Source organism: Mesorhizobium sp. WSM2561 (assembly GCF_000513915.1).
GTDB classification, from domain to species: domain Bacteria; phylum Pseudomonadota; class Alphaproteobacteria; order Rhizobiales; family Rhizobiaceae; genus Mesorhizobium; species Mesorhizobium muleiense.
This window is the reverse complement of sequence record NZ_AZUX01000004.1, coordinates 12564-34719: the sequence shown is the minus strand read 5'-3', so window position 1 is coordinate 34719 and position 22156 is coordinate 12564. Positions and strand designations below refer to the sequence as shown.

At 64.0% G+C, this 22156-nt stretch carries 21 protein-coding genes; 11 read left to right on the top strand and 10 right to left on the bottom strand.

Annotated elements, in window-relative coordinates; all coding sequences use genetic code 11:
• The first annotated feature begins 84 nt into the window (after positions 1 to 84).
• From M727_RS0106650 to pheT, 7 genes are all read left to right on the top strand, one after another.
• On the top strand, positions 85 to 729 hold the full coding sequence (locus M727_RS0106650) for an isoprenylcysteine carboxylmethyltransferase family protein (protein ID WP_051505541.1): 645 nt from the start codon (positions 85 to 87) through the stop codon (positions 727 to 729).
• Positions 730 to 780: 51 nt separating this feature from the next.
• Positions 781 to 1437: an isoprenylcysteine carboxylmethyltransferase family protein gene (locus tag M727_RS0106645; protein WP_027152019.1), complete on the top strand. Its 657-nt coding sequence runs from the start codon at positions 781 to 783 to the stop codon at positions 1435 to 1437.
• A gap of 175 nt (positions 1438 to 1612) precedes the next feature.
• Complete coding sequence (rpmI, locus tag M727_RS0106640) at positions 1613 to 1816, top strand: 50S ribosomal protein L35 (protein ID WP_006201248.1); 204 nt, start codon at positions 1613 to 1615, stop codon at positions 1814 to 1816.
• Positions 1817 to 1853: 37 nt separating this feature from the next.
• Entirely contained in the window at positions 1854 to 2255 is a 402-nt protein-coding gene (rplT, locus tag M727_RS0106635) for a 50S ribosomal protein L20 (protein ID WP_023796882.1), read from the top strand.
• Positions 2256 to 2350: 95 nt separating this feature from the next.
• The gene (gene pheS, locus M727_RS0106630; protein WP_027152018.1) at positions 2351 to 3436 is read left to right on the top strand and encodes a phenylalanine--tRNA ligase subunit alpha; all 1086 of its coding nucleotides are present in this window, start codon (positions 2351 to 2353) and stop codon (positions 3434 to 3436) included.
• The gene (locus M727_RS0106625; RefSeq protein WP_027152017.1) at positions 3433 to 3855 is read left to right on the top strand and encodes a GFA family protein; all 423 of its coding nucleotides are present in this window, start codon (positions 3433 to 3435) and stop codon (positions 3853 to 3855) included. The genes pheS and M727_RS0106625 overlap by 4 nt, the downstream gene beginning before the upstream one ends.
• On the top strand, positions 3852 to 6260 hold the full coding sequence (gene pheT / locus M727_RS0106620) for a phenylalanine--tRNA ligase subunit beta (protein ID WP_027152016.1): 2409 nt from the start codon (positions 3852 to 3854) through the stop codon (positions 6258 to 6260). The genes M727_RS0106625 and pheT overlap by 4 nt, the downstream gene beginning before the upstream one ends.
• Positions 6261 to 6516: 256 nt before the next feature.
• Here the strand turns inward: pheT and M727_RS0106615 are convergent, their stop codons facing one another.
• Positions 6517 to 7512 carry an aldo/keto reductase gene (locus M727_RS0106615; protein ID WP_027152015.1) on the bottom strand — a complete coding sequence of 332 codons (996 nt, stop codon included), beginning with the start codon at positions 7510 to 7512 and terminating at the stop codon, positions 6517 to 6519.
• Between the two features lie 96 nt (positions 7513 to 7608).
• Between M727_RS0106615 and M727_RS0106610 the strand changes: the two genes are divergently transcribed.
• The 3 genes from M727_RS0106610 to M727_RS0106600 all read left to right on the top strand — a co-directional run bounded on the left by M727_RS0106610 (position 7609) and on the right by M727_RS0106600 (position 11419).
• Positions 7609 to 8523, top strand: a complete 915-nt coding sequence (locus tag M727_RS0106610) for a LysR family transcriptional regulator (RefSeq protein WP_027152014.1) — start codon at positions 7609 to 7611, stop codon at positions 8521 to 8523.
• Positions 8524 to 8737: 214 nt separating this feature from the next.
• Positions 8738 to 9724 carry a Gfo/Idh/MocA family oxidoreductase gene (locus tag M727_RS0106605; RefSeq protein WP_027152013.1) on the top strand — a complete coding sequence of 329 codons (987 nt, stop codon included), beginning with the start codon at positions 8738 to 8740 and terminating at the stop codon, positions 9722 to 9724.
• A 36-nt stretch (positions 9725 to 9760) separates the two neighbouring features.
• Positions 9761 to 11419 (top strand): FAD-binding dehydrogenase, encoded by a 1659-nt coding sequence (locus tag M727_RS0106600; protein WP_027152012.1) that lies wholly within the window; start codon positions 9761 to 9763, stop codon positions 11417 to 11419.
• Between the two features lie 5 nt (positions 11420 to 11424).
• On the opposite strand, the gene M727_RS0106595 is transcribed toward M727_RS0106600, so the two are convergent.
• The 7 genes from M727_RS0106595 to M727_RS0106565 form a co-directional block, all read right to left on the bottom strand.
• Entirely contained in the window at positions 11425 to 12366 is a 942-nt protein-coding gene (locus M727_RS0106595; RefSeq protein ID WP_027152011.1) for an alpha/beta hydrolase, read from the bottom strand.
• Positions 12367 to 12603: 237 nt separating this feature from the next.
• Entirely contained in the window at positions 12604 to 13386 is a 783-nt protein-coding gene (locus tag M727_RS0106590; RefSeq protein ID WP_027152010.1) for a carnitinyl-CoA dehydratase, read from the bottom strand.
• Entirely contained in the window at positions 13379 to 15457 is a 2079-nt protein-coding gene (locus M727_RS0106585; protein ID WP_027152009.1) for an acetate--CoA ligase family protein, read from the bottom strand. The genes M727_RS0106590 and M727_RS0106585 overlap by 8 nt, the downstream gene beginning before the upstream one ends.
• Before the next feature lie 3 nt (positions 15458 to 15460).
• The gene (locus tag M727_RS0106580; RefSeq protein ID WP_027152008.1) at positions 15461 to 16624 is read right to left on the bottom strand and encodes an acyl-CoA dehydrogenase; all 1164 of its coding nucleotides are present in this window, start codon (positions 16622 to 16624) and stop codon (positions 15461 to 15463) included.
• Positions 16625 to 16628: 4 nt separating this feature from the next.
• Positions 16629 to 17702 (bottom strand): 3-hydroxyacyl-CoA dehydrogenase NAD-binding domain-containing protein, encoded by a 1074-nt coding sequence (locus tag M727_RS0106575; RefSeq protein ID WP_027152007.1) that lies wholly within the window; start codon positions 17700 to 17702, stop codon positions 16629 to 16631.
• Positions 17699 to 18328: an HD domain-containing protein gene (locus tag M727_RS0106570; RefSeq protein ID WP_027152006.1), complete on the bottom strand. Its 630-nt coding sequence runs from the start codon at positions 18326 to 18328 to the stop codon at positions 17699 to 17701. Before M727_RS0106570 ends, M727_RS0106575 begins: the two co-directional genes overlap by 4 nt.
• Positions 18329 to 18356: 28 nt before the next feature.
• On the bottom strand, positions 18357 to 19268 hold the full coding sequence (locus M727_RS0106565) for a 3-keto-5-aminohexanoate cleavage protein (RefSeq protein ID WP_027152005.1): 912 nt from the start codon (positions 19266 to 19268) through the stop codon (positions 18357 to 18359).
• A gap of 111 nt (positions 19269 to 19379) precedes the next feature.
• Here M727_RS0106565 and M727_RS0106560 point away from each other — a divergent pair, with 111 nt between their 5' ends.
• On the top strand, positions 19380 to 20360 hold the full coding sequence (locus M727_RS0106560) for a GlxA family transcriptional regulator (RefSeq protein WP_027152004.1): 981 nt from the start codon (positions 19380 to 19382) through the stop codon (positions 20358 to 20360).
• Between the two features lie 6 nt (positions 20361 to 20366).
• Here M727_RS0106560 and M727_RS0106555 read toward each other — a convergent pair whose 3' ends face one another.
• Entirely contained in the window at positions 20367 to 20576 is a 210-nt protein-coding gene (locus tag M727_RS0106555; protein ID WP_027152003.1) for a hypothetical protein, read from the bottom strand.
• Between the two features lie 187 nt (positions 20577 to 20763).
• Positions 20764 to 22089 (bottom strand): xylose isomerase, encoded by a 1326-nt coding sequence (gene xylA, locus M727_RS0106550; protein WP_027152002.1) that lies wholly within the window; start codon positions 22087 to 22089, stop codon positions 20764 to 20766.
• Positions 22090 to 22156: the final 67 nt, after the last annotated feature.

Genomic DNA, 22156 nt, shown 5'->3' with positions numbered 1-22156 from the left:
TTGTTTTTGTCTTCGCCATGATTTCTCCGCAAGTTGCATCGACAAGGAGTCCGGGTGCCGGTCCTCGCGGCGAAAGGATTGTCCATGGCCGCTGCGGCACGTTCTCCGATTGAAAGATCGTTCGACGAAATGGGCCGCTATCAGCGGCGCCGGCGCGTCCTGCTGGCGCTGCTGATCGGTGCTTTTTGCGCTTTGCTGATCTTCGGCGGCTCCACGCACGATGAACTAGGCCACGAACGCATAGAGGGGCAATACGGCATCGCCCTGATACTGATCGGGATCGGCGGCCGGCTCTGGTCGATCCTCTATATCGGCGGCCGCAAATCGGCCGAACTGGTTGCTACCGGCCCATATTCGGTAATGCGCAACCCGCTGTATTTTTTCTCCACCATAGGGGCCGCCGGCATCGGCGCCCAGACCGGCAGCGTGATCGCCTCGGTGGCGTCGGCGGTTTTGTGCGCGGCCGCGTTCTACATCGTCACGTTGCGCGAGGAACGGCATTTGACGACCGTGCTCGGGGCGCCGTACAAGGACTACATCGCACGGGTGCCGCGGTTTTTTCCCAATCCCCGGCTTTATCGCGATCAGGCCGAGGTCACCTTCACACCGCGCATTTTTAATCACACGCTGCGCGACGGCTTGATGTTCGTGGCTTCCGTACCGTTTTTCGAACTCATCGAGTCCGGACAGGAAAGCGGTGTAATTCCCGTCCTCTTCTGGCTGTATTGAACTGCGGATGCCGCGATCACCGGCAAGTTCCTCGACGATTGGATTCCCGACATGCTCAATGAAGTTAAATCGGCGCAGGCCGAACAAGCGCAGGCCAGGCGTGCGCTGGGCAGGTATCAGCACGCGCGCAGGATGGTGCTTGCCGCCCTCGTGGTCGTCATGTTCGCAGCGCTGCTGTTTGGCCAGTCTGCTTTTCCTCCCGAAAGCGTGCCGCACGAAACGATCGAAATGGTCGGCGTCCTGCTGATCTTTCTTGGCATTGTCGGGCGCTTGTGGTCGACGCTCTATATCGGCGGACGCAAATCCTCCGAGGTGGTTACCGGCGGACCCTATTCGATCACCCGCAATCCGCTCTATGTCTTCTCCTCGATAGCTGCCGCCGGCGTCGGCGCGCAGATGGGCTCGATCAGTGCGGCGATCGGCTTCGCGGTGATTTGCGCCGCCGCCTTTCATGTCGTCATCCTGCGCGAAGAGACGTTCCTGAAGGAGGCCTTCGGAACGCCATTCCAGGCCTATATGGCGCGAGTGCCGCGCTTTTTCCCGAAGCTTTCGCTGTATCAGGAAGGCGACACCGGCGGCTTCAAGCCGCGCCTGCTGCGGACGACGCTGCTGGACGGACTGGTGTTCCTCGTCGCCATGCCGTTTTTCGAATCGATCGACGCCGCCCAGCAATCGGGCATACTGCCGGTGCTGTTCCGTTTCCCATAGGCCCAAGGTGTGTCGGCACAGGGTGTTGCACGCCGCCCCGCTTTGACGTATAGCACCGCCGTTCCCAAAAACCGCCCGGCAGGGCATGCCGTGGCGGTTTCATTTGCTTTTCGGGCTTTGGTCGGCCTGAAGCGAACAAAAAGCGCGATGATGCGCACATAAACGGAGTAGCAAAATGCCCAAGATGAAGACCAAGTCAGCCGCCAAGAAGCGGTTCAAGATCACAGGTACGGGAAAAGTCCTGTCGGCTGCGGCCGGCAAGCGTCACGGCATGATCAAGCGTTCCAACAAGTTCATTCGAAATGCCCGCGGCACGATGGTTCTGGCTGAACCGGATGGCAAGAAGGTCATCAAGAATTTTCTGCCGAACGGCCTCTAAGGCATTCGGTCTGGACAAGTTTTAAGGAGATCATGACATGGCACGCGTAAAAAGAGGCGTCACCTCGCACGCCAAGCACAAAAAGGTCCTGAAAGCCGCCAAGGGTTTCTACGGCCGCCGCAAGAACACCATTCGCATCGCCAAGCAGGCGGTGGAAAAGTCGCTGCAGTATGCCTACCGCGACCGCAAGAACCGTAAGCGTTCGTTCCGCGCTCTGTGGATCCAGCGCATCAATGCCGCGACCCACGAGCATGGCCTGACCTATGGCCGGTTCATCGACGGTCTCAACAAGGCCGGTATCGAGATCGATCGCAAGGTCCTGTCGGACATGGCCATCCACGAGCCGCAGGCATTTGCCGCCCTTGTGGCCAAGGCCAAGGTCGCGCTCGAGTACCTCAAGAACACCACGCCAAACGCTTTTGAAAGCGCTGTAGCCTAACCAGCGCCTTCCCAAGCACATCGACACTTGATTTGGGAAACCCGCGCTGGCAGGGCTGGCGCGGGTTTTTCTTTGCCTTCAATCGAGTCTGAAACATGAGTGACATGGAAACTTTCGAAAATTCCCTGATGAGCGACATTTCGTCGGCCGCCGACGAGCAGGCGATCGAAGCCGTGCGTGTTTCAGCGCTCGGCAAGAAGGGCTCGGTCTCCGAAATGCTGAAGACGCTCGGCTCGATGAGCGCAGAAGAGCGCCAGATAAAAGGCCCGGCGATCAACGGTCTCAAGAACCGCATCACCGAGGCGCTTACCGCGCGCCGCGCCGAACTCAAGGACGCAGCGATCGCGGCACGGCTCGCGGCGGAAAAGGTCGACGTCACACTGCCGGTGCGGCAATCGCCGGCCGAGCGCGGCCGCATCCATCCGATCAGCCAGGTCAGCGACGAGATTGCCGCGATCTTCGGCGACCTCGGCTTTGCCATCGCCGAAGGTCCCGATATCGAGACCGATTACTACAATTTCACCGCGCTGAACTTCCCGGAAGGCCATCCGGCGCGCGAGATGCATGACACCTTCTTTTTCCAGCCGGACAAGAAGGGCGAGCGCAAGCTTTTGCGCACCCACACCTCGCCGGTGCAGATCCGCACCATGGAGGTGCAGAAGCCGCCGATCCGAATCGTCATTCCCGGAAAAACCTACCGCCAGGATTCCGATGCCACGCACTCGCCGATGTTCCATCAGGTCGAAGGGCTGGTGATCGACAGATCAGCCAACGTCGCCAACATGAAATGGGTGCTGGAGGAGTTCTGCAAGGCCTTCTTCGAGGTACGCCAAGTCAAGATGCGCTTCCGGCCGAGCTTCTTCCCGTTCACCGAACCCAGCATGGAGGTCGACATCCAGTGCGACCGTTCGCGGCCGGGCGAGGTGCGCTTTGGCGAAGGCTCCGACTGGATGGAGATCCTCGGCTGCGGCATGGTCCACCCCAATGTGCTGAGATATGGCGGGCTCGATCCCGACGAATATCAGGGCTTTGCCTGGGGCATGGGCATCGATCGCATCGCCATGCTGAAATACGGCATGCCGGACCTGCGCGCCTTCTTCGACGCCGATGTGCGCTGGCTGTCGCATTACGGCTTCCGGCCGCTCGACATGCCGACGCTGTTCGCAGGCTTGAGCACATGACAGCGGCCCACACCGGCGGCTGCCGCTGCGGCGCCGTGCGGTTCGAGGCTTCGGCCGAACCGCACCATGTCAGCTATTGCCATTGCGGCGATTGCCGGCGGGCCAGCGGCGCGCCGGTATCGGCCTTCGTCGGCTTCATCACCGAGCAGGTCGCCTTCACGGGCAAGGCGCTGAAGATGTTCGAGAACGGGCCGGTGACGCGCTCCTTTTGCGGCATCTGCGGTTCGCCGATCGCCTATGTCGATGAGCGGCTGGCCGACCACATCTATTTCATGCTCGGCGCCATGGACATGCCGGCCTATTTCAAGCCGACGCACCACGCCCATGTGCGCGAGCAGCTTCCCTTCGTGCACATGCCGGATGACTTGCCGAGACATCTGAAGACCAGCGTGCCCAGACCAGACGGAACACAGTCATGAAATTCACCCTCTCCTGGCTCAAGGACCACCTCGAGACCGACGCCTCGCTCAGCGAGATCGTCGAGCGGCTGACCTCGATCGGCCTCGAAGTCGAGCATGTCGACGACAGATCGAGCCTAAAACCCTTCGTCATCGCCAAGGTGCTGGCGGCGGTGCAGCACCCCGATGCCGATCGGTTGCGCGTGCTGACGGTCGATACCGGCGACGGCAAGGCACCCGTGCAGGTTGTGTGTGGAGCGCCGAACGCCCGCGCGGGCCTGATCGGCGCCTTTGCAGTACCCGGCACCTATATTCCGGGCATCGACGTGACGCTGACGGTCGGCAAGATCAGGGGCGTCGAAAGCCATGGCATGATGTGCTCCGAGCGCGAGCTCGAGCTTTCCGAAGAGCATGACGGCATCATCGATCTGCCGGCCGATGCGCCGGTCGGCACCAGCTTCGCCGCCTACGCCCATCTCGACGATCCGGTCATAGAGATCAATTTGACGCCGAACCGTCCGGATGCGACCAGCGTCTACGGCATTGCCCGCGATCTGGCGGCGAGCGGACTCGGCCGCCTCGTCGGCGGCGCGATCATGCCGCATGCCGGCAGTGGCATGTGCCCGGTGAAGGTGACGATCGAAGCCCCTGAGCTCTGCCCCGGCTTCGCCCTGAGATTGGTGAAAGGCGTGAACAACGGTCCGTCGCCGAAATGGCTGCAGCAGCGGCTGATCGCCATTGGGCTTCGGCCGATCAGCGCGCTGGTCGATATCACCAATTTCGTCACCTTCGATCGCGGCCGGCCGCTGCATGTGTTCGACGCGAACAAGGTCGCCGGCAACCTTACCGTGCGCCGGGCGCGTGACGGTGAAAAGGTGCTTGCGCTTGACGGCCGCGAATACACGCTGGCGCCTGACATGTGCGTGATAGCAGACCAGGACGGCGTCGAATCGATCGCCGGCATCATGGGCGGCGAACATTCCGGCTGCGACGAGAACACCACCGACGTGCTGATCGAATCGGCGCTGTGGGATCCGATCACCACGGCCCGCACCGGCAGGACGCTCGGCATCATCAGCGATGCGCGCTACCGGTTCGAGCGCGGCGTCGACCCGGAATTCATGGTGCCCGGCGTGGAACTGGCGACCAAGCTGGTGCTGGACTTCTGCGGCGGCACGCCGACCGAAACCGAAGTCGTCGGCTATGCCGGTCACGCGCCGAAGTTCGTTTCCTTCCCGCTGTCGGAAGTGAAGCGGCTGACCGGCATAGAGGTGCTCAGGGACGAGAGCCTCGCCATTCTCTCGCGCCTCGGCTTCAAGCCGGACGGCGCGGGCGATGTCGTCAATGTGGCGGTGCCGTCCTGGCGGCCGGATGTCGACGGCAAGGCCGATCTGGTCGAGGAGGTCATGCGCATCCATGGCGTCGACAACATCGCGCCGCAGCCGCTCGGCGCGCATGGTGCCGTCAACGCCAAGATCCTGACTGTCCTGCAGGTCCGCACCCGCGCCGCCAAGCGGGCGCTGGCGGTGCGCGGCATGATGGAGGCGGTCACCTGGTCGTTCATTCCGGCAAAGCATGCCGAACTGTTCGGCGGCGGCCAGAGCGCACTGAAGCTCGCCAACCCGATCGCTGCCGACATGTCCGATATGCGGCCGTCGCTGCTGCCGGGCCTGATCGCCGCCGCGCAGCGCAATGCCGACAAGGGCATCGGCGATGTAGCGCTGTTCGAAGTGTCCGGCACCTACGAGGGTGACGCGGCCGACCAGCAGCGGCGCGTCGCCGCCGGCGTGCGGCGCGGCACGGCCAAGCTCGAAGGCTCCGGCCGCCACTGGGCCGGCAATGCCGGTCCGGTCGGCGTGTTCGACGCCAAGGCCGACGCGATCGCAGCACTTGAAGCCTGCGGCGCGCCGGTCGAGCGGCTGCAGATCGAGGCCGGCGGCCCGGCCTGGTATCATCCCGGCCGTTCCGGCACGATCAAGCTCGGGCCGAAGGTCATTTTGGGCACGTTCGGCGAGTTCCACCCGAAGACGCTGGAAGAACTCGACGTCTCCGGGCCGCTCTGCGGCTTCGAGGTTTTCGTCGATGCCGTGCCCGAGCCGAAGGTCAAGCCGACGCGGACAAAACCGAGACTGGAACTGTCCGCCTTCCAGGCGGTCAAGCGCGATTTCGCCTTCGTCGTCGACAAGGCGATCGAAGCCGGCACGCTGACCCGCGCAGCGCTTTCCGCCGACAGGAAGCTGATCACCAACGTCTCGGTCTTCGACGTTTTCGAAGGGGCGTCACTCGGCGCCGCCAAGAAATCGATCGCCATCGAAGTGTCGATCCAGCCGGTCGAAAAGACGCTGACCGACGAGGATTTTGAGGCATTGGCAAAGCGCATCGTCGAGAATGTGAACAAGCAGACCGGCGGCGTGCTGCGGGCCTAAGTTGCAAACTAAGAAGGGGTACCGCGCCATCTTGCCTTCTCCCCTTGTGGGAGAAGGTGGATTGGCGCGNAGCGCCAAGACGGAAGAGGGGTGTTGGACGGAGCGCGGCTTTTGCCAAGCTGGAACACCCCTCATCCGTCGCCTTCGGCGACACCTTCTCCCACAAGGGGGAGAAGGCAGAGCCGCGCGAGACCTCACGCTGGCGCTCGCCCCCCGGAATGGGCAACTCAAGCCTGGAGGGATTTCATAGCCGCTGTCATCCGTTGACCAGCGCCAGCATTTCTTCAGTGTAGCGCTTGCCGACGACCTTCTCCGGCGACAGGGCGTCGCCAATGGCCGCCACTTCCGCCTGGCTCAGCGCAATCTGTGCCGCTGCCGCATTCTGCTCAAGATGGCGGATTTTTCGCGCGCCGGGGATCGGCACGATGAAGTCGCCCTGATGCAGCACCCAGGCGAGCGCCAGTTGCGCCGGCGTCACGCCCTTGCCCGCCGCCATTGTCTCCAGCGTCGCGACAACAGCCGCATTGGCCGCCATGGCGTCGGCCTGGAAGCGCGGTAGTCTACGCCGCCAGTCATCGGCGCCGAGAGCCTCGGGCTTGGCGATCGTGCCGGTCAGCAGGCCGCGGCCGAGCGGGCTGTAGGGGACAAAGCCGATGCCGAGCTCGCGGCAGACGGCGAACACCTCTTCCTCCGGATCGCGGCTCCACAGCGAATATTCGCTCTGCACGGCTGATATCGGATGCACCGCATGCGCCCGGCGAATGGTCGCCGCGCTCGCCTCCGACAGGCCGAGCGCGCGCACCTTGCCCTCGCGCACCAGCTCGGCCATGGCGCCGACCGTATCCTCGATCGGCACATTGGGATCGACGCGATGCTGGTAGTACAGGTCGATCACCTCGACGCCCAGCCGCTTCAGCGGCGCTTCGGCCACCGCCTTGACGTGTTCGGGGCGGCTGTCGACACCCGCCATGCGCTCGACGCCGTTACCTTCTTCAAGGATTTTGAAGCCGAATTTCGTCGCGATCGTCACCTGGTCACGCACCGGCTTCAGCGCCTTGCCGAGCAGGATCTCATTCTCGTACGGGCCATAGACCTCGGCCGTGTCGAAGAAATTGACGCCGATATCGACGGCGCGGCGCAGTGTGGCGATCGCGTCCACCTCCGGCTGGCCGCCATAGCCGAAGCTCATCCCCATGCAGCCGAGACCGACCGGATAGACATAAAGTTCATTTCCAAGCTTGCGGGTTTGCATCACGCGTCTCCTTGTTGTGATGCGGCAGAGATAGCGCCTTGCACCGCGTTCGATAATCGGCTCTCATTTGCACGGGCTGTTCCAAGAAATAGAACAATGAAGCGAACTGATCTTTCCCAACTCGCAGTGCTGGCTACCGTCGCCCAGTGCGGCAGCTTTCGCGGCGCGGCCAAGGAGCTCTGCATCGCGCCATCGGCAGTCAGCCACGCGGTTTCCAGCCTGGAGGCGCGTCTTGGCGTGCGGCTCCTGGCGCGCAGCACGCGCAGCGTCGCCCCGACCGAGGCAGGCGCACAGCTGCTCGAGCGGCTGAGGCCGGCGCTGTCGGAAATCGATCTGGCGCTGGAATCGGCGGTCGAGGCGCGCGACCGGCCGGCTGGCAATCTCCGGCTGACCGTGCCGCGCACCGCCGCCCACCTGGCGCTGACGCCGCGGCTCGGTGCCTTTGCATCGGCCTATCCCGACATCGTGCTGGAGATCGTCATCGAAGACCGCTTCACCGATGTGGTCGAAGGCGGCTTCGACGCCGGCGTCCGGCTAGGCGAGAGCCTGCAGCGCGACATGATCGCGGTGCGCATCGGGCCAAACCTTCGCGGCGCCGTCGTCGGCGCGCCATCCTATTTCGCGACCATGCCCAGGCCGCGCCATCCCCACGATCTCGTCGGTCACCGTTGCATCCGCTTCCGTTTCTCCAGCGGCATCCTCTACCGCTGGGAATTCGAGAAGGATGGCGAGGAGATCGAACTGGCGGTGCAAGGGCCGCTGATCCTCGACGAGGACCATCTGATCGCCAATGCGGCGGCCGACGGCGCTGGGCTTGCCTTCCTGTTCGAGGACTATGTCCGCGAGGCGTTGGCCACCGGCGGGCTCATTCGCGTGCTGGAAGACTGGTGCCCGCCCTTCGACGGTTTCTTCGCCTACTACCCGAGCCGCCGCCAGGTGCGGCCGGCGCTGCGAGCCTTTGTCGATTTCTTCAAGATAGAAAGCCGGCTTGTGGGAGCGTCGTCGGCTTAGACATGACACATACAGGTAGAAGGGGATAGCCTTTGCAGGACCTGGTTTCCTCGCCCCCCTTTGCGGAGACGAGGAACCCAAGCTCTGCGGAGGGCAGCGCCGGCATCCGAACAAGCCGCAGACGATCGCCTTGCTCGCTGCCATGCTTCGCATTGGCTTTTTTGCCGATTTCAGGCAAACCTCCACGCCTGCAATTTGAAGAGGGAGAAGCCTGATGTTCCGATGGGGTGTTTTGTCGACGGCCAAGATCGGCCGCGAGCATCTTTTGCCTGCAATGGTCGAGGCGGAGAACGGCGTGCTGTCGGCGATCGCCAGCCGCGACCTGTCGAAAGCCCGTGCCCTGGCCGATCGGTTCGGCGCCCCCCATGCCTTCGGCTCCTATGACGAGCTGCTCGCATCCAGGGATGTCGACGGCGTCTACATCCCGCTGCCGACCGCCCAGCATGTCGAATGGACGGCCAAGGCGATCGAGGCCGGCAAGCATGTTCTCGTCGAAAAGCCGCTGGCGCTCGACGCCAGGGACATTCCGCCGCTGATCAAGCTGCGCGACGCCAAAAACGTGCTGGTTTGCGAAGCCTTCATGGTCGTCTACCACCCGCAATGGATCAAGGTGCGCGAGTTGATCGCCAGCGGCGCCATTGGCCGGCTGCGCCATGTCCAGGGCGCGTTCTCCTACTACAATGTCGATCCCAAGAACATGCGCAACCAGCTCGACCTCGGCGGCGGCGCGCTGCCCGACATCGGCGTCTACCCGACGGTGTCGACGCGCTTTTCGACGGGCAAGGAGCCGCTGCGCGTCCAGGCGACGATCGAGCGCGACAAGACATTCGGCACCGACATCTACTCCTCCATCCGCGCCGATTTCGGCGAATTCGAATTGTCGTTCTATCTCTCGACGCAGATGGCGGCCCGGCAGGTGATGGTGTTCCACGGCGAGAAGGGCTTCATCGAGGTGCTTTCGCCGTTCAACGCCGGCATCTACGACCACCATCGCATCGAGCTGCACAACGAGAACCACAGCGAGGCGCAAGTGTTCCGCTTCCCCGGCATGCAGCAATACCGGCTGGAGGTCGAGGCCTTCGCGCGGGCGGCACAGGGCGGCACCGACCGCGTCTTCACGCTGGAAGAGTCCGTGCTCAACCAGAAGGTCATCGACGCCATCTTCCGCGCCGGCGAGAAGGAAGGCTGGGAGACGGTCTGACAATCGTCAGCCGGGGAGGAGAGCCGGGGGGAGAAAGTGGCTGACGATGCGGATGTGATCATTGTCGGCGCCGGCCTTGCCGGGCTCGTCGCGGCGGCCGAGCTGGCCGAGGCCGGCAAGAAGACCATCGTTGTCGACCAGGAGCCTGAACAGTCGCTCGGCGGCCAGGCGTTCTGGTCGCTTGGCGGCATCTTCCTCGTCGATTCGCCCGAGCAGCGGCGCATGCGCATCCGCGATTCGCATGATCTGGCGCTCGAGGACTGGCTTGGCACCGCCGCCTTCGACCGTGCGGAAGATTTTTGGCCGCGCCGCTGGGCCGAGGCCTATGTCGGCTTCGCCGCCGGCGAGAAGCGCTCCTGGCTGACGCAGCGCGGCATGAAGTTCTTCCCCGTCGTCGGCTGGGCCGAGCGCGGCGGCGGCAACGCCGTCGGCCACGGCAATTCGGTGCCGCGCTTTCACGTCACCTGGGGCACCGGGCCGGGCGCGCTCGACCCGTTCGTACGGCGCGTGCGCGAGGCCGAGAATAGCGGGCTGATCCGCTTCAAATTCCGCCACCGGGTCAACGGACTGACGCGGACAGGCGCCGTCGTGAATGGCGTGCGCGGCGACATGCTTGAGCCGAGCGATGTCGAGCGCGGCCGCAGGAGTTCGCGCGGCATCGCCGGTGACTTCGAGCTCATGGCGCAAGCGGTCATCGTCGCCTCCGGCGGCATCGGCGGCAATCCCGAGCTTGTCCGCAAAAACTGGCCGCAGCGGCTCGGCACGCCGCCCAGACGCATGATCACCGGCGTTCCCGATCATGTCGACGGCCGCATGCTGGCGATCACCGAACAGGCCGGCGGCAGCATCATCAACCGCGACCGCATGTGGCACTATGTCGAAGGCATCAGGAACTGGGCGCCGCTCTGGACCGACCATGCGATCCGCATCCTGCCCGGCCCGTCGTCGCTTTGGCTCGACGCCCGCGGCAAGCGCCTGCCGGTCCCGCTCTATCCCGGCTTCGACACGCTGGGCACGCTCAGCCACATCATGAGCACCGGCTTCGATTATTCCTGGTTCATCCTGACCAAAAAGATCATCCAGAAGGAGTTCGCGCTGTCGGGCTCCGAGCAGAACCCCGACCTCACCGGAAAAAGCTGGCGCCAAGTGCTTGGCCGCGCCACATCGGGCGTTCCCGGTCCGGTGAAGGCGTTCATGGAGAAGGGCGAGGATTTCATCGTCGAGCCTGATTTGCCGGCGCTGGTCGCCCGCATGAACGCGCTTGTCGGCGGCGAGCCGCTGCTCGAACTGGCGCAGGTCGAGCACGAAATCCGCGCCCGTGACCGGCAGCTCGACAATCCGTTCTCCAAGGATATGCAGATCACCGCCTTGCGCGGCGCCCGAGCCTATCTCGGCGACCGGCTGATCCGCACGGCCAAGCCGCACAAGATGCTCGACCCTGCCAATGGGCCGCTGATCGCGGTCAGGCTCAACATCCTGACCCGCAAGACGCTGGGCGGCTTGCAGACCGATCTCGACAGCCGTGTCCTGGGTACCGATGGCCAGCCGGTCGAGGGATTGTACGCGGTCGGCGAAGCCGCCGGTTTCGGCGGCGGCGGCATGCATGGCTATGCGGCGCTGGAAGGGACATTTCTTGGCGGCTGCATTTTTTCAGGCCGCGGCGCCGGCCGGGCGGCGTCGCGGGCAGTGGGGTAGGACCCTCACCAGATCCATTCGCCGCGTCCCAGAGCCGATACCGCGTCAACGATCCGGGTAAAGCTCGAGCGCGCACGACCGACCGTGTGCCGGCCTCTGAGATAGCCATGCACCAGCCCCGGCTCTTCGAACCAGTAGGCGTGACCCTCCTCCGCGACGAGGCGGTCGCGATAGGCCTCGCCGTCTGACGACAGCGGGTCGCATTGGGCGGTGATCAGCACAGTCGGCGGCAGATTGGCAAAATCGGCATCGGCCAGCGGCGACAGCGTGAGATCGCCGGTGCGGTCTTCGCCGCCGGTCCTGATATTCGTGTAGAAATCGAGGTCGCGGACCGTCAGCATCGGCGCCTCGGCATGGGTCACGTAAGAGCCTTGCGAGCGGTCGCCGCCAAGGCCGGGATAGATCAGCACCTGGCCGATCGGCCTTCGTGCATGGCCGCGCGTCGCATGGCTGACCGCGGCGGCAAGATTGCCGCCGGCGCTGTCGCCGCAAAGCAGGATCGGGCGCTTGTAGGTCGTCGCCGCCCATTCGAAGGCGCTGATGGCATCGTCGAAGCCGGCCGGATGCAGATGTTCCGGCGCCAGCCGGTAATCGACCGAAACCAGCTCATAGCCGGTGCGGCTGCAAAGCTCGGCACAGAGGTCGTCATGGCTGTCGAGCCCGCCGAGGATATAACCGCCGCCATGGAAATAAAGCACCATCGCCGCCGCTTCCGGCGCGGGTGTGCGGTAGATGCGGATCGGGATGGGATGCGAAGGCGTGGCAATGGCGGTGGTCTCCGCCGTAACGTTGTCTGGGTGGCCGGCAGAGAATTCACGGCACATGCGGTCGTAGATGTCGCGCTGCTGATCGATGGTGTAGTCGATCGCATCAGGCGGAAAATAGGAATTGGTCCGCTCGATGAAGGCCCAGGTCTCGGCGTCGATCAGTTTTTTGTAGTCGGTCATGGACGCTGACCGGATCGCAACGAATTCGCCTGGACACCCCCCTCTGGCCTGCCCTGTTTGACAGAATTTGGCATCTCCCCCTCAAGGGGGGAGATTGGCAGCTTCGGCCTTGCAGCCCATCTTGCAACGTTGGAGATTGGCGAAAATCGAAGCGACATCCGATCTCCCCCCTTGCGGGGGAGATGGCCGGCAGGCCAGAGGGGGGTGTGACGGAGTGCCGTCATTCCAACAATACCTTCACTTCCCTTTCCACACCGGGTCGCGCTTTTGGGCGAAGGCGCGAAAACCTTCGAGATTGTCCTCCGAGCCGTACAGTGCGTCAACCGTCGGCAATTGGCGGCGCGTCACCCGGTTCATCGCGTCCTGGAAGGTGAGCGCTTCGGCGACCCGCGCCGTCTCCTTGATCGCGGCAAAGACCAGCGGCGGACCGCCGGCGAGCAGCCGGGCGATCTCCCAGACGCGATCCTCGAGCTTCTCCTTGGGCAGCACCTCGTTGACCAAGCCCCAGCGATGCGCCTCGGCGACATCCATCCAGCGGCCGGTGAGCAAAAGGTCCATGGCGACATGATAGGGAATGCGCTTCGGCAGCTTGATCGTCGCTGCATCGGCCAGCGTACCGGCGCGGATTTCCGGCAGCGCAAAGGAGGAGTGATCCGACGCGTAGATGAGGTCGCAGGACAGCGCCAGCTCGAAGCCGCCGCCGACCGCCATGCCGTTGACGCAGGCGATGACCGGCTTGTTGAGATCGCGCAGTTCCTGCAGTCCGCCGAACCCGCCGACGCCATAGTCGCCGTCGACCGCATCGCCGCCGGCCGCGGCTTTCAGGTCCCAGCCGGCGCAGAAGAACTTGTCGCCGGCGGTCTTGATGATGGCGACCCGCAGATCCGGATCGTCGCGGAACGCCTTGAAGGTCTCGCCCATCAGCCGCGAGGTGTTAAGGTCGATGGCGTTGGCCTTGGGCCGATCGAGCGTGACTTCGAGGATCGTGCCCTCGCGGCGGGTGGTGATGACGTCAGGCATTCTTGTTTTCTCCAAGCACCAGCAGCGCGTCGGCGATCCAGGCGCCTTTGCCTTGCGCGCAGACGATCAGCGGGTTGATGTCGAGCTCCTCGATCTCGCCGGCATTCTGCTGCACGAAGGCGGCAATGCCTGATATCGCATCAATGGCCGCCGCGAGATCGGCCTTGGGCCGGCCGCGATAGCCTTCGAGCAGCGGGAACAATTTGAGCCCGCGCAATGCCGCCTCGATGTCGTCGCGGGTCGCCGGCAGCATCAGCGTGACGCTGTCGCGCAGCAGCTCGACCAGCACACCACCGGTGCCCAGCGTCATCACCGCGCCGAACATCGGGTCGCGGGTGAAGCCGACGAGCAGCTCGGCGACGCCGTCGCGCACCATGCGCTCGACATAGAGGCCGGTGCCGAGCGCATCGAGATCATGGGCGGCCGTGCTGACGGATTCGGCGTCCCTGAGGTTGAGCCGAACCGCGCCAAGCTCGGATTTGTGGGTGACGCCCAAAGCCTTCAGCGCAACCGGAAAACCGAGCGCCATCGAGGAGATGACCGCCTCGACCGCATTGCCGGCGCGTTCGCCCCTCGGCACGGGGAGCCCGGCCTCGATCAGCCGCGCTTTCGCCTCGGCCTCATCAGGCGTGACATGGTCGCCGGCCGGCGCCCCGGAAGCGGAGGTGTCGATCGGCTGCGCCTGCGGCGCGCGCCAGGCCCAGCCGATGAAGGCGGCCGCCTGGGCGGCGTCCATGGCTTCGGAAATGCCGAACAACGGCACCATGCCGCGTCCCATCAGCCCGGCGGTGTATTCCTCGGGCAGGTTTTCCGGCAGCGAGGAGACGATCGCGCCCTGCGCCTTGTTGGTCTTCAGCGCCGATTCGAAGGCGCGCAGCGTCGTCCACCAGTCGGTGTCGGAGCAGCGGTCGGGGCGCGGGAAATCGAGCACCAGCATGCTTAGGTCGAAGCCGCCCGACACCATGGCGGTGAAGGTGGCGGTCATCGCCGGCTCGTTGTTCCAGATGAAGGTGTGGTAGTCGAGCGGGTTGGCCACCGCAACCAGCGGCCCAAGCGTCGATTTGACGTGGGCGCGGTGGGTGTCGGTCAGCGCCGGGAAATTCACCCAGCGGCCTTCGGCGCTGTCAGCCATGACAGACGCCTCGCCGCCCGAACAGCTCATCGACGACAGCCGGTAGCCGGGCAGGGGTCCGGTGACGTGCAGCAGCTTCAGCGCCTCGATGAAGGCCGGGATGGAATCGACGCGGGCGATGCCGAGCCGCTTCAGGAAGGCGCCCGAGGCAGCGTCCGAGCCGGCCAGCGACGCGGTATGCGACACCGTTGCTTGCCGCGCCTGCTCGGAGCGGCCAACCTTCATGGCGACGATCGGTTTCTTCAGCTCTCGCGCCCGCGCGGCCAGCCTTTCGAAGCCGGCTACCGAATCGAACGCCTCGATATGCAGGCCGAGCGAAGTGACCCGATCGTCCTCGATCAGGCCGAGCGCCATTTCCGAAAGGCCGGTCTGTGCTTGGTTGCCGGCGGTCATCAGGAAGGCGATCGGCAGGCCGCGCTTCTGCATCGTCATGTTGATGGCGATGTTCGACGACTGGGTGATGATGGCGACGCCGCGGCCACCCTCGACCAGCCTGACGCCGCCATGCTGGTCGGGCCATAAAAGCGCGCCGTCGGCATAATTGATCAGGCCGTAGCAGTTTGGCCCGATGATCGGCATCTGGCCCGCCGCAGCGACCAGTTCCGCCTGCAATCGCTCGCCATGCTCGTCATAAGCCTCGGTCTCGAGAAAGCCGGCGGCAAAGCAGACGGCGCCGCCGGCACCGCGCTCGGCCAGCGCCTTGACCACCTCGATGGTCAAATGCCGGTTGACGCCGACAAAGGCGGCGTCGGGCGCGCCGGGCAGGTCGGCCACCGAGCGGTAGGCCTTGCGGCCGGCGACTTCATCCTTGGTCGGGTGCACCGGCCAGATCTCGCCGGCAAAGCCCATCTTGATCGACTGCGCGACGACGGCGGCGGCCTGCGCGCCGCCGAACACGGCGATCGTTCGCGGGCGCAAGAGGCGCTCAAGTTTGTGCATTTATCAGCCCCCGAACGGGCGCAGCAGCGCCCGTGAAATGATGTGGCGCTGGATTTCCGACGTGCCTTCCCAGATGCGCTCGACACGGGCGTCGCGCCAGATGCGCTCCAGCGGCAGATCATCCATCAGCCCCATGCCGCCATGGATCTGGATCGCCTCGTCGGCGACGAAGGCAAGCATTTCGGTGGCCTTCAGCTTGGCCATGGCCATGTCCTGATCGGTGACGGTGCCCTGATCGTACTTCCAGCCGGCTTCGAACACCATCAGGTCGGCCGCTTTCAGTTCGGTCGCCATATCGGCAAGCTTGAATGAAACGCCCTGGAACTTGCCGATCTGCTGGCCGAACTGCTGGCGCTGCGCGGCATACTCGACCGCATGGCCAAGCGCCCGCTCGGCCCGGCCGAGACAGGTCGCGCCGACCTGCAGGCGGGTTGCGCCAAGCCATGAATTGGCGACGTCGAAACCCTTGTGGACCTCGCCCAGAACCTGGGCTCCGGGCAGCCGGCAATCGTCGAATTCGAGGATGGCGTTGGTGTAGCCGCGGTGCGAGACGTTGCGGTAGCCGTCACGCACCGTAAAACCCTTGGTGCCCTTGTCGACGAAGAAGGCGGTGATCTTCTTGCGTTTTCCGCGCGGCGTCTCCTCTTCGCCCGAAGCCATGAAGACGATGGCGAAATCGGCAAGATCGGCATGGCTGATGAAGTGCTTGGTGCCGTTCAGCACCCAGTCGTCGCCGTCCTGCACGGCGGTCGCCTTCATGCCGCGCAGATCGGAGCCGGCACTCGGCTCGGTCATCGCCAGGCAATCCCATTTCTCGCCGCGAATGCAGGGATAAAGGTATTTTTCGCGCTGCTCCGGCGTGCCGGCCAAGAGGATGTTGGAAGGCCGCGCCACGCAGGTCCAGTGCAGCGCGTAGTTGGCGCGGCCGAGTTCCTTTTCGTAAAGCAGCCAGGTCACCGTATCGAGGCCGGCGCCACCGACTTCCGCAGGCATGTTGGCGGCATAGAGCCCGGCTTCGATCGCCTTGGCCTTGATCTCCTCGATCAGTTCGCGGCGCAGCACGCCGGTGCGCTCGACCTCGCGCTCATGCGGGTAAAGCTCGTTCTCGACGAAGGCGCGCGTCGTCTCGACGATCAGTTTCTGTTCCTCGGAGAGGCCAAAATCCATGGTCTCAGCCTTTCTTCTTTTTCTTCGGCTTTTCGGCCTTGGCCTTCTCGGCCGCCTTGGAGGCGGTGGGCTTCTTCGCCGCAAGCTTGGCGAGCTGCTTGGTATAGTCCTTGTGCAAGGCGCCGGCGCCCCAGCCCTTGCCTTTGTTCTGCTTCGACAGCGCATCCATGATGGCGACCAGATTGTCGTCGCGGATCTTTTCGAGCTCGCGGATCGACAGGCCATCCGCCTGGTCGTCCGACTGCGTGGCGATCAGGTCGACCAGTTCGTCGTTGAACTCCGGCACATCCATCAGCTTGGTCCACGGCCATTTCAGGCACGGCCCGAACTGCGCCATGAAATGGCGCATGCCGGCCTCGCCGCCGGCGACGCGGTAGACCTGGAACATGCCCATCTGCGCCCAGCGCAGGCCGAAGCCATAGCGCATGATGTCGTCGAGTTCCTCGACCGTGCAGATGCCGTCCTTGATCAGCCACAGCGCCTCGCGCCATGCCGCCTCCAGCAGGCGGTCGCCGACGAACGCCTCGATCTCCTTGCGGATCACCACCGGTTTCATGCCGATCGAGGCGTACATCTCCTTGGCGACCTCGATCGCCTCGGGAAAGGTCTGCTCGCCGCCGACGATCTCGACCAGCGGAAGCAAATAGACCGGGTTGAATGGATGGCCGACGACCAGCCGTTCCGGATGCTTCTTCATCGCCACCTGCATGTCGGTCGGCTTGATACCGGAAGTCGAGGAGCCGACGATGGCATTGGCCGGCGCATAGAGGTCGATCTCGGCCAGCACGCGGTGTTTCAGGTCGAGCCGTTCCGGCACGCTTTCCTGGATGAAATCGGCATCGGCGACGGCATCGGCAATGGTCTTGGCAAAGGTCAGTTTGCCCCCTTTTGGCAGGCCGTCGGGCAGCATCTGCTTGTAGGCGCGGCGCGCGCCTTTCATCACTTCGCCGACCTTGCGCGCGGCTTCGGGGTCGGGATCGAAAATCGACACGTCGATGCCGTTCAAGAGCAGCCGCGCCACCCAGCCGGCGCCGATGACGCCGCCGCCGATTGCAGCTGCCTTGGTGATGATGCTCATGCGGAGGCTCCGGTTCTTGTCCTGGCTTTTTCCAGGTCGATGAGAGGCACGCGCTCGCCGGCGCGGATCACGGTGGGGTCATAGGCCCTGCGCGCAAACACCTCGAGCACGAAGGGCCGGAAGAAGTCGATCGGCAACGTCTCATAACCCGGATCGAAGCTCGACTGGTCCCAGCGCTCGCAGAACTGGTCGCAATCGTCGAAATAGTGATGGCCGGCGAAACGGTCGCGCGCATGCGGATTGCCGCCGAGATGGTGGGCGTAATAGAGGCGCTGGAAGTCACCGTGCTTTTCCACAACCCAGGTGCACTGCTCGCGCACGAAAGGTTTTAGGACCGAAGCTGCATATTCGTCGTGATTGTACGGTGCGTAGACGTCGCCGATGTCGTGCAGTAGCGCGCAGACGATCCAGTCGGTGTCGGCGCCGTCGCGCCATGCGCGCGTCGCCGCCTGCAGCGAATGGCCGAGCCGGGTGATCTTGTAGCCGGACAGCCCCTCGTCGAGTTGGACAAGCGCCTCAAGCAGCCGTTCGCCGGTCTTCGCCGCATAGTCGATCTCGTGCTCGGTAAGGAACGCGTAATCGTCGCGGTCGCCATCCTTCATTGCGGTGAATTTCACGGTCTTCATCGGCGGCTCCTCCCTACCGATTGCTTGTTCAAAGCGGCGCGCGCTTTGTCAAATTGAGCTTCTTGCGCACCTCATCGGGGCCGATGACCCTTGCGCCCATGTTCGACACGATGCTAACCGCCCGCTCGACCAGCTGCGCATTGGTTGCCAGCACGCCCTTGTCGAGCCAGAGATTGTCCTCGAGTCCGACGCGGACATTGCCGCCCGCCAGCACCGCGGCGGCAGCATAGGCCATCTGGTTGCGGCCGATGGAGAACGCCGACCAGGTCCAACTCGACGGGACATTATTGACCATCGCCATAAAAGTGTTGAGATCGTCCGGCGCGCCCCATGGCACGCCCATGCACAATTGCACGAGAGCATCCGGGTCGAGCACCTTTTCCTCGACCAATTGCTTGGCAAACCACAGATGGCCGGTGTCGAAGGCCTCGATCTCTGGCTTGACGCCAAGCGCCGTCATCATGCCGCCCATGGCGCGCAGCATGCCTGGCGTGTTGGTCATGACATAGTCGGCCTCGGCGAAATTCATGGTGCCGCAGTCGAGCGTGCAGATCTCCGGCAGGCACTGGCGCACATGCTCCACGCGGTTGGTGGCGCCGCCCATATCGGTGGCTTTCTCGTTCAGCGGCAGCGGGTTTTCTGGCGAGCCGAACACCATGTCGCCGCCCATGCCGGCGGTCAGGTTCAGCACCACGTCGACGTCTGCCGCACGGATGCGCTCGGTCACTTCGCGATAAAGCTGCACGTCGCGGCGCGGCCTGCCGGTTTCGGGGTCGCGCACATGGCAGTGGACGATCGCCGCACCCGCCTTTGCCGCGTCGATGGCCGAATCGGCGATCTGCTTGGGCGAGCGCGGCACATGTTGGCTGCGGTCTTGCGAGCTGCCGGACCCGGTTATGGCACAGGTAATGAAGACCTCACGGTTCATCGCAAGCGGCATCGACTTTTCTCCCAATCAGCACAGATGGTCCCGATCAAACATGGGCCCAATCGAACAGATGGCAACAATGCCTGACTTGCCGGAAACTGTTTTGCATTTTACGAAGTGCGTATGATGAAAAACGAAAAGTCGTCGATCTTTCGCGCCGAACGGTTGCCGCTCAAGGTGACGCTGCTGGTGTTTTCCGGGTCGTCGATCATGTGTGTGGCCTCGGCCGTCGATCCGCTGCGCGCCGCCAACCGTATTGCCGGCGAGACGCTGTTCGATTTCAGGCTGGTTTCGGTGACCGGCGAAGCGCCGGTCACCACATGCGGCCTGCCGGTTGCGGTCAGCGGCCGCTTCGATGCGGCGGATACGACGGATGTGCTTGTCGTCGTCGCCGGTTTCGGCACGCAGAACTATGCCACGTCGGCCCTGCTTGCCGGCCTGCGCCGAGCGGGGCGCGCCGCACGCGCCTGCGGCGGCGTCGAAGCCGGTACTTGGCTGGTCGCCCGCGCCGGCCTGCTGGAAGGGCGCAGCGCCACCACCCATTGGGAGGACATGGAGGATTTTTCCTCGGCCTTTCCCGATGTCGACGTCCGCCCCGACCGCTACGTCATCGACGGGCCGGTCTTCACCTCCGGTGGCGCTTCGCCGACCTTCGACCTGATGCTGCATCTGATCCGCACGCGGCTCGGCATGGCCGTTGCGCTCGATGTGGCAAGTGTTTTCATCTACGACCAGGCACGCGCCGCGACCGACGCGCAGCCTTTGGTCTCGCTCGGCCGCCTCGACGGCTACGATCCGCGGCTTGCGCAAGCCATCCGGCTGATGGAAACCCATGTCGACCAGCCCCTGACCATTGCCGCGGTGGCAAAGCGCGCCGGGGTGACGGCACGAACGCTGGAGAGCATCTTTCGCAAGTCGATCGGCGAGACGCCGGGCGCCTATTATCTCAGGCTGCGGCTGGGTGCAGCGCGCCGGCTGGTGGTCGACACGCGCGTGGCCATGGCCGATATTGCCGGGCGAACGGGGTTCTCGTCCGCCGCGGCATTTTCCAGAGCGTTTTCAAGAGCTTTCGGCGAAGCGCCGGTCAGGCTGCGCAGGAGATAGTCGGGATCAGGCAGCGTCCTGGCGGTCGCTTTTGCCGTCGATATGCGAGCGCATCTGTCTCGCAAGGTGGGTCTCGAAGCGGCTGGCGACCGCGCGATCCCATTCGTTTGCACCGCGCGCGCCATCCTTCGGATGCGGCAGTGCCATCAGCCGGTCGATGATCGATCCGGCCTCGCCAGATGAGAGCAGGGCGTCGATTTCGCGTTCGTGCTGCATATCGTTTCGCCTCCTTCTTTCTGTTCCCGCCACGAACCACATATACTAGATTCGTGACGGCTGTTTGAAGGCAAGAGCGAGGCGATTGAGGGGCGGTGCGAGGCAAAACCTTGTCGTCGGTTCCGCCCTCGCGGCAAAGCTGTTCCGGGCCGGCGGGTCGGTCAACAGAACCCGCCGGTGCGGCACCTCAGACGTACCGGTTGACGATATTCTCAAGCAGTTCCTGGCGGCCGGATCTCGGCTGCGGCTCGATCTTCTTCTTGACGACGCGCTCGGTGATCTCCTCCAGCGTCCGCTTGCCGGCAAGCATCGCCTTGGCCTCGGCCGAGTTCCAGCCGGCATAGCGCTCGGCCAACGGTCCCGACAGCGCCTTGTCCCCGACCATGCGAGCGGCGGCCTTGAGGCCGCGTGCACAGCAATCCATGCCGCCGATATGGCCAATCAGCAGATCCTGCGGATCGAGCGACTGTCGCCTAAGCTTGGCGTCGAAATTGGTGCCGCCGGACTTGAAGCCACCGGCCTGCAGAACCTGGTAATAGGCCAATGCCATCTCCGGCACATTGTTGGGGAACTGGTCGGTGTCCCAGCCCGACTGGTAGTCGTTGCGGTTCATGTCGATCGAGCCGAAGATGCCGAGCGCATTGGCCAGCGCCAGTTCATGCTCGAAGGAATGGCCGGCCAGGATCGCATGGCCCTGCTCGATGTTGAGTTTGACCTCCTTCTCCAGCCCGAAGCGCTTCAGGAAGCCGTAGACCGTGGCGACATCATAGTCGTACTGGTGCTTTGTCGGCTCCTGCGGCTTCGGCTCGATCAGGATGGTGCCCTTGAAGCCGATCCGGTGCTTGTAGTCGACGACCAGGTTGAGGAAACGGCCGGCCTGTTCCTGTTCGCGGGCAAGGTCGGTGTTGAGCAGCGTCTCATAGCCCTCGCGGCCGCCCCACAGCACATAATTCTCGCCCTTCAGCCGCTTGGTGACGTCGATGCAGTGTTTGACCGTCGCTGCCGCATAGGCAAAGACGTCCGGGTCGGGATTGGTGGCGGCTCCCGCCATGAAGCGGCGATTGGAGAACAGGTTGGCCGTGCCCCAAAGCAGCTTGACCCCGGTCTTCTTCATCTTCGCCGCAAAATAGTCTGATATCTCGTCGAGCCGCGCGGCACTTTCAGAAAAGTCTTTTCCCTCCGGCCGCACATCGGCATCGTGGAAGCAGAAATAGGGAACACCCAGCAGCGAAAACATGTCGAAGGCGACATCGGCCTTGAGCTTGGCCAGTTCCATCGTATCGGTGCCACCGGCCTCGGCGAACCACGGCCGCTCAAAGGTCTGGCCGCCGAACGGATCGCCGCCCGGCCAGGCGAAGGAATGCCAATAGGCGACGGCAAAGCGCAAATGGTCTTCTAGCCGCTTGCCGGCGACAATTTCATCGGGATTGTAGAACCGGTAGGCCAGCGGATTGGTCGAATCCGGCCCCTCGTATTTGATCTTCTGGATGTCGCCGAAAAAGCCGCTGGTCATGTCTGTCTGTCCTCTCGCAGGGTTCGGTCCTGATTACCTCAGGCGTAATTGGTTTCGCGCTGGCGCT

Coding starts and splice junctions, on each gene's coding strand:
- M727_RS0106570 (WP_027152006.1), bottom strand. CDS start 18,328: ATGAAGACCGTGAAATTCACCGCAATGAAGGATGGCGACCGCGACGAT.
- pheS (WP_027152018.1), top strand. CDS start 2,351: ATGAGTGACATGGAAACTTTCGAAAATTCCCTGATGAGCGACATTTCG.
- M727_RS0106585 (WP_027152009.1), bottom strand. CDS start 15,457: ATGCACAAACTTGAGCGCCTCTTGCGCCCGCGAACGATCGCCGTGTTC.
- M727_RS0106565 (WP_027152005.1), bottom strand. CDS start 19,268: ATGCCGCTTGCGATGAACCGTGAGGTCTTCATTACCTGTGCCATAACC.
- M727_RS0106580 (WP_027152008.1), bottom strand. CDS start 16,624: ATGGATTTTGGCCTCTCCGAGGAACAGAAACTGATCGTCGAGACGACG.
- M727_RS0106605 (WP_027152013.1), top strand. CDS start 8,738: ATGTTCCGATGGGGTGTTTTGTCGACGGCCAAGATCGGCCGCGAGCAT.
- M727_RS0106575 (WP_027152007.1), bottom strand. CDS start 17,702: ATGAGCATCATCACCAAGGCAGCTGCAATCGGCGGCGGCGTCATCGGC.
- M727_RS0106610 (WP_027152014.1), top strand. CDS start 7,609: ATGAAGCGAACTGATCTTTCCCAACTCGCAGTGCTGGCTACCGTCGCC.
- rplT (WP_023796882.1), top strand. CDS start 1,854: ATGGCACGCGTAAAAAGAGGCGTCACCTCGCACGCCAAGCACAAAAAG.
- M727_RS0106555 (WP_027152003.1), bottom strand. CDS start 20,576: ATGCAGCACGAACGCGAAATCGACGCCCTGCTCTCATCTGGCGAGGCC.
- rpmI (WP_006201248.1), top strand. CDS start 1,613: ATGCCCAAGATGAAGACCAAGTCAGCCGCCAAGAAGCGGTTCAAGATC.
- M727_RS0106625 (WP_027152017.1), top strand. CDS start 3,433: ATGACAGCGGCCCACACCGGCGGCTGCCGCTGCGGCGCCGTGCGGTTC.
- M727_RS0106595 (WP_027152011.1), bottom strand. CDS start 12,366: ATGACCGACTACAAAAAACTGATCGACGCCGAGACCTGGGCCTTCATC.
- M727_RS0106560 (WP_027152004.1), top strand. CDS start 19,380: ATGATGAAAAACGAAAAGTCGTCGATCTTTCGCGCCGAACGGTTGCCG.
- M727_RS0106615 (WP_027152015.1), bottom strand. CDS start 7,512: ATGCAAACCCGCAAGCTTGGAAATGAACTTTATGTCTATCCGGTCGGT.
- M727_RS0106645 (WP_027152019.1), top strand. CDS start 781: ATGCTCAATGAAGTTAAATCGGCGCAGGCCGAACAAGCGCAGGCCAGG.
- xylA (WP_027152002.1), bottom strand. CDS start 22,089: ATGACCAGCGGCTTTTTCGGCGACATCCAGAAGATCAAATACGAGGGG.
- pheT (WP_027152016.1), top strand. CDS start 3,852: ATGAAATTCACCCTCTCCTGGCTCAAGGACCACCTCGAGACCGACGCC.
- M727_RS0106590 (WP_027152010.1), bottom strand. CDS start 13,386: ATGCCTGACGTCATCACCACCCGCCGCGAGGGCACGATCCTCGAAGTC.
- M727_RS0106650 (WP_051505541.1), top strand. CDS start 85: ATGGCCGCTGCGGCACGTTCTCCGATTGAAAGATCGTTCGACGAAATG.